The following is an 8,366-nucleotide window of genomic DNA, read 5'->3' as shown; positions in this document are numbered from 1 at the left end:
GCTTCGCGCAGTTCTTTCTCGACGGTGGCATCAGCAACGGACGCAGCGTGTTGCCAGATGGCTGGCTCAAAGAGGCAACCGCGCCCCGGCTCATCGGTGGCAAGCAGGTTGACTACGGTTACATGTGGTGGTCGTGCCCCGATAGCGATGGAACATTCACCGATGGTGCGTTCACGGCCCGAGGCATTTTCGGGCAATACATCTATATCAATCCGGCGCAGCGCGTGGTGATCGTGACCCTGAGCCAGCGCTCCAAGCCTCGCTTCGCCGAGGGCATCGTCGACAACGATTTTTTCAACAGTGTCGCGGCCACGCTGCGCTGACGTTCTCTTATCCGCCGGTGATACTCATGAAAAAAATAGATTCTGCACTTCGAGTCGCCAGTTTGTTTGCGTGCGCGGCCATGTTTCACGGGACACCTGCACGTGCCGAGGCGACATTCAGCGCGGTCCAGCCGGACCTGTTTGCCGCCCCCGGCGCGCTCGCCAGCGCGTGGGCTGATTTCGATCGGGATGGTGACCTGGATCTGGCGGTGGCATTTGACAGCGGGGAGCTGCGTTTGTATCGCAACGACCGCGGATCGTTCGTCAACATCGGTCCACAGCTCGGCCTGCCTGTGAGCGGGCCGGGGGAAATGCGCGGCCTGGCCTGGGGCGACTACGATGGCGACGGCGACCCCGATTTGTTTGCGTCACGCGCCGGACGCGGTGGTGGCATCGGCAAGTCAGGCGCCACCATCGTCAGCAGTTCGTTGTATCGAAACGATGGCGCCACCGCGTTCACCGATGTCGCCGAGACACACGGCGTCGCCGGCACCGGACCCAGCGGGCGACATCCGACCTGGATCGATTTCGACAACGATGGCGATCTCGATCTCTACGTCACCCAGCGCTACACGTCCAATCGCATGTATCGCAACGATGGCGGGCGCTTCGTCGACATCAGCGGCGTCAGCGGACTCAACGATCCGCGCCGTTCGGTAGGTTCGTGCTGGTTCGACTTCGATCAGGACGGCGACCTGGACGTGTTCGTTGCCAATCAACAGGGCGACAAGGACGGCTTCTTTCGCAATGACGCCGGCAAGTTCACCGACATCGCCAGGCAGCTTGGCATGGACCAGTCGCAACGTTCGGTGGATCAGGGCGGAGTGATCTGTGCGCTGGGCGACTATGACAACGATGGCGATTTCGACATCTTCGTCAGCACTTACGGTGCCAACCTGCTGTATCGCAATGAAGGCGCGGGCAGCTTTCGCGAAGTTGCTGCGAGCGTGGGCATCTCCGGAGAGAAGCATACGGTCGGCGCGGAGTGGGGCGACTACGACAACGATGGGCTGCTGGATCTTTACGTCACCGGATACGAGGGAGAGGGCGAGAAGACAGTCGCCAAGGATTATCTGTATCACAACGAAGGCGGCCGCTTCGTCGATGTGCTGACCAAGGACAGTGCGTTGCATGCGGCCGATCACGGAATTTCGTGGGCGGACTACGATGGTGACGGGGATCTGGATCTGAAGCTCGCGCAGACCTGGGGTAAGGGCGCTCGTAATCCGCTGTTCCGTAATGAGCTACCCAAACAGCAACGCCACTCGTCCCTGCAGGTTCAGGTGTTGGATCGAGGCAAGAACGCGACGCGCGCGGGCTCCGAGGTCCGTGTGTACGCAGCTGACGGCAAGCTACTGGGTTCGCGCCTGGTGTCGCCAGGGCATGCTTACGCTGCTCAAAGTGTCATGCCGACGCATTTCGGTCTCGCTGGCAATTCGACCGTGAGAGTCGAAGTGACGTTTCTGACATCGACCGGTCGCAAGACACAGGTCATCAACCAGGTGACTGCGGCTCGCTACTCGGACAAAGCATTGGTCGTGATTGAAGGCCAGTGAGCAGCCCTCGCGCCTCAACTGCAATTCGTCGCGCTATTTCTATTCAGTGTTAACCGGAGTTCTCATGCGCTTGCAAGCACTGTGTCATTCGATCCGCCCGCTGACATTGTCTGCGCTCATGATGGCGCTGCCGATAGAAGCCTTCGCGCAAAACTCTCCAGATCCCGCACAGGCATTCGCCGCGCGAGCGCAGGCAAAGCTTCCGCAGCACGAGGGCAAGCTCAAAGTGAGCGGCTTGCAGAAGCCAGTGGATGTGGTGCGCGATCAGTGGGGCATCCCGCATATCTATGCAGCCAACACGCACGACTTATTCTTCGCTCAGGGCTTCATCGCCGCTCAAGACCGCATGTGGAACATCGAACTGTGGCGGCGGAATTCGGACGGGAGATTGGCCGAAGTGCTGGGCCCGAAATACCTGGAGCGCGACAAATTCGCACGTGTGATGAAGTATCGGGGCGACTGGGACGCCGAGCTCCGTAAGTATCATCCTGAAGGCAAAGTCATCTTCACGGCCTTCGCGGCCGGCGTCAACGCAGCCATTCGTGCCGCCATCGCTGCCGATAAAGTGCCGGTGGAATTCGAACTGTCCGGCTTCCAGCCGGAACCGGTCTGGACCGCACAAACCCTGTTGAGTCGGATGCCGGTCTGGTCGATCACTCGCAACATCGCTAGCGAAGTGGCGCGTGCCTTGTCGGTCAAGACGCTGGGATTGGAGAAAACGGCAGAGGTCACCGTGACTGATCCGCCGACGCCTTTAGTGCTGCCCGAAGGCCTGGATCTGGCCGATATCAATCCCGCCATCCTCGCGCTCACCCGTGATGCCAACGACTTCGATTTTCAGATGCAGCCTGTTATTGGTGGCACGGCGAAAGTATCGGCGAACTCGGCGCAGCTCGCGCATGACAGTGGCATCGGTAGCAACAACTGGGTGATCAGCGGCGCCAAGTCCAGCACTGGCATGCCGCTGCTGGCCAACGATCCGCATCGCGAAGTACAGAATCCAGCGCTGCGTTACTGGGTGCATCTGGTCGCGCCCGGTTGGAATGTGATCGGTGCGACCGAGCCCGGCATGCCAGGAGTCACCATCGGTCATAACGAACATGTCGGTTGGGGCTTCACCATTCTCAACGGCGATCAACAGGACCTCTACGTCGAACGCACCAATCCACAGAATCCCAATAGCTACCAGTACAAGGGCGAGTGGTTGCCCATGAAAATCGATGTCGAGCAGATCGCGGTCAAGGGCGCAGCGACGGTGCGCTTCGAGGTCAAGACCACGCGGCATGGTCCGCTGCTGCATGAAGACACGGCAAGGCAGCGCGCCTATGCGATGCGCTGGAGCGGCTACGAAACTGGCGGACATGGATATCTTGGTTCGCTCGGCTTGATGCAGTCCCGCAACTGGGCTGACTTCACCAAGGCCGCGGCGAGTGCGTGGTACGGTCATCACAGCCTGGTCTATGCAGACACCCAAGGAAACTACGGCTATGTCTCGACCGGACTGACACCGAATCGTCCCAACTGGAATGGTTTGTTTCCCGTCCCAGGCCACGAAGGGCGCTATGAATGGCAGGGCTATATCCCGACCACGACGCTACCCAAGGAACTCAATGGAAAACGTGGTTTCTACGCGTCGTCGAACAACAACGTCTTTCCTTCGACGTTCCCTGGACTGACCGTGCCGCCGTTTGCGTTCGAGTACCTCACACCGTATCGCTATGACCGCGTGGTGGAGGTGTTGAGCGAGCAGCGCAAGTTCGACATCCACGACATGAGTCGCCTTCAGGCAGACGTGGTCTCGTTGCCCGCACGCAGACTGGTACCGCTGCTCAAAGGCCTGCGGTCCGAGAAACCCGAAGTCAGCCGTGCATTGGCAACGCTTGCCGAATGGAATTTCCACGTCGACGTAGATTCGGTGGCCGCGACCATTTACGAGTACTGGTTGTTGAAGCTCAATCCGCTTACCTACGCAAAGAAGCTGCCAGAGGCTGCGCGTGGCAGTGCGCGCTACGACATGCGTCGCCTCATCAGCTGGTTGGAACAGCCTGACCAAGACTTCGGTCCGAACCCGGCGGCGGGCCGTGACGAGGTGCTCCTGGTTGCACTCGAACAAGCGATTGCCGCGATCAAGCAGCAGGCCGGCGACGATCCTTCGCGTTGGGCGTGGGGCAATCTGCATCAGGCGCGTTTCATCCACCCGCTGGCGAATGGAGAGGTTGCCACACTGGCCGCCATACCGCCGGTGCCGCGCGGTGGTGACAGCTCAACGGTGCAACTCACCGGTGGCGCGACTGCCAAAGGGGCTGACCAGGGGATTGGCGCGTCCGTCATGTTCGTATTGGATGTCCAGGACTGGGACCGGTCGCTTGGCCTGAACACGCCCGGCAACGAGTCTCAACTCGGCAGCCGGCACTACTCGGACCTGGCCGCTCGTTGGGGCAGGAATGAGCCGTTTCCGATTGCGTTCAGTGCAAAGAAAGTCAAGGAAGTCTCACGTACACGCATTACGCTGCAGCCGTAGCTGCGCGGAGGATCGTGATGTCGAGCGAGCGAGTCTGTGCCGGGTCAGTGGTGAAGGGGCGACGTGCGCCGTCGCTGTGGCCAATCGTTGGCTGCCTTTGCGTGTTTTTTGCTTGCTCATCGCAAGCAGGCGATTGGGATGTCAACGACACCGGGCAGCCGTACAAGGATGCCGAGTTCACGGTGTCCGAAGGCACGTGGATGAGCGTCGACGTGCACCCCAACGGCTCTGTGCTGCTGTTCGATCTGCTGGGTGACATCTACAGCCTGTCGACCGACGGCGGCGATGCGACGCTGGTCCATGGAGGACCGGCGATGCAGCGCTATCCAAGCTACAGCGCGGATGGCCAGCGCATCCTGTACCTGAGCGATGCTAGCGGGGCCGACAATGCGTGGGTGTCCAACGCCGATGGTTCAGCGTCGCGGCAGATCACGCATGAGACGGTCGATATGGTCGCGGCTCCCATCTGGGGGCCGCAGGAGGAGTCGATCGCGCTCGTCAAGGTCTACACCCCATTTGCCAAGCGAGACACCTCAGAAATCCGCTTGGTCGATCTTGCCGGTGGCTTGGGCCAGCTGTTGGTAGATTCGCCGAAGAGCGGCCGCGATGTGCAGGAGGCGCGCTTTTCCCCTGACGGCCGGTTCCTCTATTACACCGAGAGGGTCACGGCACCGACTATTTATGTCGATGCGAATCACATGAACTACGTCATTCGTCGCCGTGAACTTGCGACAGGGCGGGCGGAACAGTTGATTGGCGGATTCGGTGGAGCGACGTCGCCGCAGATCTCGCCGGACGGCAAACGGATCGCCTTCGTACGCCGCGTGATGAGCAAGACCGTGCTGTTTGTTTACGACATAGATAGCGGCGAGCAGCGCCCGGTCTATGACCAGCTCGATCGCGACGTGCAGGCGTCTTACGAACAGCAGAGTGCTTACTATCCACGGTTCGACTGGTTCCCCGACAACCGGCAGGTGGCGATCTGGGGCAAAGGCAAGCTCTATCGAATCGACGTGGATAGCGGCGCCGCCAAGGAAATTCCGTTTCGTGTGCACGCCCGCCATCGCATCACCGATGCGGTGCGCGTCGAACAGAACCTGGCGCCCGATAAAGTCACGGTGCGCACAGTGCGGCATCTGGCGCCGTCTCCGGATGGCCGAAATATGGTGTTCACGGCGCTCGGTTCGTTGTGGCGGAAAGCACTGCCTGATGGCGTTCCCACCCGGCTGACGAAAGCGACTGCTTTTGAATTCGAGCCAGCGTGGTCTGTGGACGGCAAGAAGCTCGCTTACGTCGAGTGGGACGACGAGCGGGGCAGCGCGCTCAGGCTGCTGGCGCCTAGTGGCGCTTCCACCGTCGTGACGGCAAGCCGAGGTCTGATTCGCGAACCGGCATTCTCGCCGGATGGCAAATGGCTGGTGTATCGAATTCACGCCGGCGACAAAGCTTTGGGTGGTTTTCGCACGACGCCGGGAATCTATGTCGTGCCGGTGCGCGGCGGTGCCGGACGTTTCGTCAGCGACGGTAGTGAATCGCCGTCCTTTTCCGCCGATGGCGCTCGCATCTACTACACGTCGGTGGAGTCCAGCGGCGCATCGGCGCCCGGAGGGCTGTCTGCACGCACGGTTCGATTCCTGCGCAGCGCTACGCTCGATGGTAGCGATGTGCGCGATCATGCAGTGACGCCGGACGTCGATACTCTGGACCTGCGCATCAGTCCCGATCAGCGTTGGATCGCATTTCGTGAGCGACAACAATATTACGTCGCGCGCTATCGGGACACGGGTCATCCGTTGCTCCTGAGCGCATCGGGTTCGGCACTCGTGCCAATAGCCAAATTGACGCAGCTGGGTGGCTACTCGCTTACATGGACGAGTGATTCGTCGAGCCTGTACTGGACGCTCGGACCCGCGTTGTACCGCGCCGAACCTGCAAAGCTGTCGTCATCGCAGCCGGCTCCGGCGGTACCTTATGCACAGATCAATCTGACCGTGCCCGCCGATGTGCCGCGCGGAACCGTAGCGTTTATCAACGCACGTGTGATCACCATGCGCGACGATGAAGTCCTGGAGCGCGGCAGCGTGGTCGTCGAGGGAAACCGGATCGTTGCAGTGGGCGCGAGTGAGGCTGTGCGCATCCCGGCCGGCGCCAAGATCATTGATGCAACCGGTAAGACCCTAATGCCAGGGTTCATCGACATGCATGGCCACAATGAATGTTGTTATCTCACCGGTGCAGTTTCCCAAAAACAGCCGGCCAGGTTTGCGGAGCTGGCCTTCGGCATCACCACGAACTTCGATCCTTACTCCTCGGAGCAGCCGGCCTACGAAAGCAACGAGACAATGCTCGCCGGCATTACCGTGAGTCCACGGTGGATTCCGTCGGGTGCCGTCATCTACGGGCGGTCGCAAAAACTCGACGCGGCTTATGTACCTATCGCGGACTTCGACGATGCCCGAAAGGTGATGGAGCGCAAGCGCGCGCTCGGCGGTACATACATCAAGAGTTACAAGCAGCCATCGCGGCGGCAGCGGCAGATGCTGGTCAAGGCGGGGCGCGAAGCGGGCATCATGATCGACGTGGAAGGCGAGGGCCTGTTCCACAACGACATTACCATGATCCTCGACGGCCACACGACGCTCGAGCACAGCCTGCCGATTGCCAATTACTACGACGACGTCGTGCAATTGTTCGGCCGCTCGATGACGGCGACCACGCCGACGCTGGTGGTTACCTTCGGCGAGCTGTTCGGCGAGAACTACATGTATCAGACACAGCGCAGCTGGGACGATCCGAAGGTCAAGGCGTATGTGCAGGAACTGCCTGCCAGTCGCTACAGTCCGATCAACGCTCCCGGCGCTGCACCTCCTTACGTCAGAAACATGACTAGCATCCATGCGGCCGACGAGGTGTACGACATCGGCTTTCGTGCGGTGTCGCGTGCGAACAAGAAACTCGACGACGCCGGTGTGCTGGTCAATGCGGGATCGCATGGGCAGATCGCGGGGTTGGGACTGCACTGGGAGATGTGGCTGCTCGCCGAAGGCGGAATGAGCAATCACAATGTGCTGCGTGCCGCGACTTCGAACGGTGCCAGGACCTTGGCACTGCAGCGTCAGATCGGCTCGCTGCAGCCGGGCATGCTGGCCGATCTGATCGTGCTCGATGCCAATCCGCTCGAGGATATTCACAACACCAATACTGTTCGCTACACGATGTTGAACGGCCGCTTGTACGACTCGCTGAGCATGAATGAAGTTGGCAACTACGATCGGCCGCGCTCGCGTTTCTATTGGGAGTTGCAAAATCGTCAGGGCATCGATTGGAACGAATCCTGGACCGGGCAATGACTCGACACCGGTAGCTTTCGAGGCGCTCCGGTGTGGAGGGAACACCGAGCGTTTCGTGCTTCGCACCGAGCCCAGTTGTCGATGTTCTATTCTGAAAACGTCGTATATAACTGGGGAGGCTGGTGATGAGATACAGAGCGACGACTTTGCTTGTAGCCTCGGTGGTGGCGATGGCGCAACCGCTGACGAGCCTGGGCCAGGATGGGCCGGATGCAGAACTGGAGGGAATCGTCGTAACCGCGCAGAAGCGACAGGAGCGGCTGCTCGACGTGCCGATGAGCATCAGCGTGCTCACTGGTGAGGTGCTGGAGGACCGCGGCTTCACGAATATTCAAGACCTGGCGTTGGCTGTGCCCGGTTTGACCATGCGAGAGGACGGCCCGGGAAGCTACACCATCTTCATGCGTGGACTGAGCAATCAGTACGGCACCGGAGCACTGGTCGGCCTGTACCTGGATGAAACGCCCATTTCGCTGACCGGATACGATCAGCTCGACACTCGCTACTACGATATGGCGCGGGTCGAAGTGCTGAAGGGACCGCAGGGCACGTTGTATGGACAAGGATCGGTCGCCGGCGCGGTACGCTACATCACCAAGGCGCCGTCATTCGAGCG

At 60.4% G+C, this 8,366-nt stretch carries 5 protein-coding genes; all 5 read left to right on the top strand.

Annotated elements, in window-relative coordinates; all coding sequences use genetic code 11:
- Positions 1–323, top strand: a 323-nt coding sequence (locus JNL55_RS35905; protein ID WP_293866431.1) for a serine hydrolase, incomplete at its 5' end; no start/stop codon positions are given.
- A 26-nt stretch (positions 324–349) separates the two neighbouring features.
- On the top strand, positions 350–1,879 hold the full coding sequence (locus tag JNL55_RS35900) for an FG-GAP repeat domain-containing protein (protein WP_293866428.1): 1,530 nt from the start codon (positions 350–352) through the stop codon (positions 1,877–1,879).
- A 64-nt stretch (positions 1,880–1,943) separates the two neighbouring features.
- On the top strand, positions 1,944–4,400 hold the full coding sequence (locus JNL55_RS35895) for a penicillin acylase family protein (RefSeq protein WP_293866425.1): 2,457 nt from the start codon (positions 1,944–1,946) through the stop codon (positions 4,398–4,400).
- A 17-nt stretch (positions 4,401–4,417) separates the two neighbouring features.
- A complete protein-coding gene (locus tag JNL55_RS35890; protein WP_293866422.1) occupies positions 4,418–7,750 on the top strand; it encodes an amidohydrolase family protein in 3,333 nt (1,110 codons plus the stop codon).
- A gap of 125 nt (positions 7,751–7,875) precedes the next feature.
- Positions 7,876–8,366, top strand: a 491-nt coding sequence (locus JNL55_RS35885; protein WP_293866419.1) for a Plug domain-containing protein, incomplete at its 3' end; no start/stop codon positions are given.

This window comes from Steroidobacter sp. (genome assembly GCF_016790065.1).
Classification (GTDB): domain Bacteria; phylum Pseudomonadota; class Gammaproteobacteria; order Steroidobacterales; family Steroidobacteraceae; genus Steroidobacter.
This window is presented reverse-complemented; position numbering and strand designations above follow the sequence as displayed.

Coding starts and splice junctions, on each gene's coding strand:
- JNL55_RS35900 (WP_293866428.1), top strand. CDS start 350: ATGAAAAAAATAGATTCTGCACTTCGAGTCGCCAGTTTGTTTGCGTGC.
- JNL55_RS35895 (WP_293866425.1), top strand. CDS start 1,944: ATGCGCTTGCAAGCACTGTGTCATTCGATCCGCCCGCTGACATTGTCT.
- JNL55_RS35890 (WP_293866422.1), top strand. CDS start 4,418: ATGTCGAGCGAGCGAGTCTGTGCCGGGTCAGTGGTGAAGGGGCGACGT.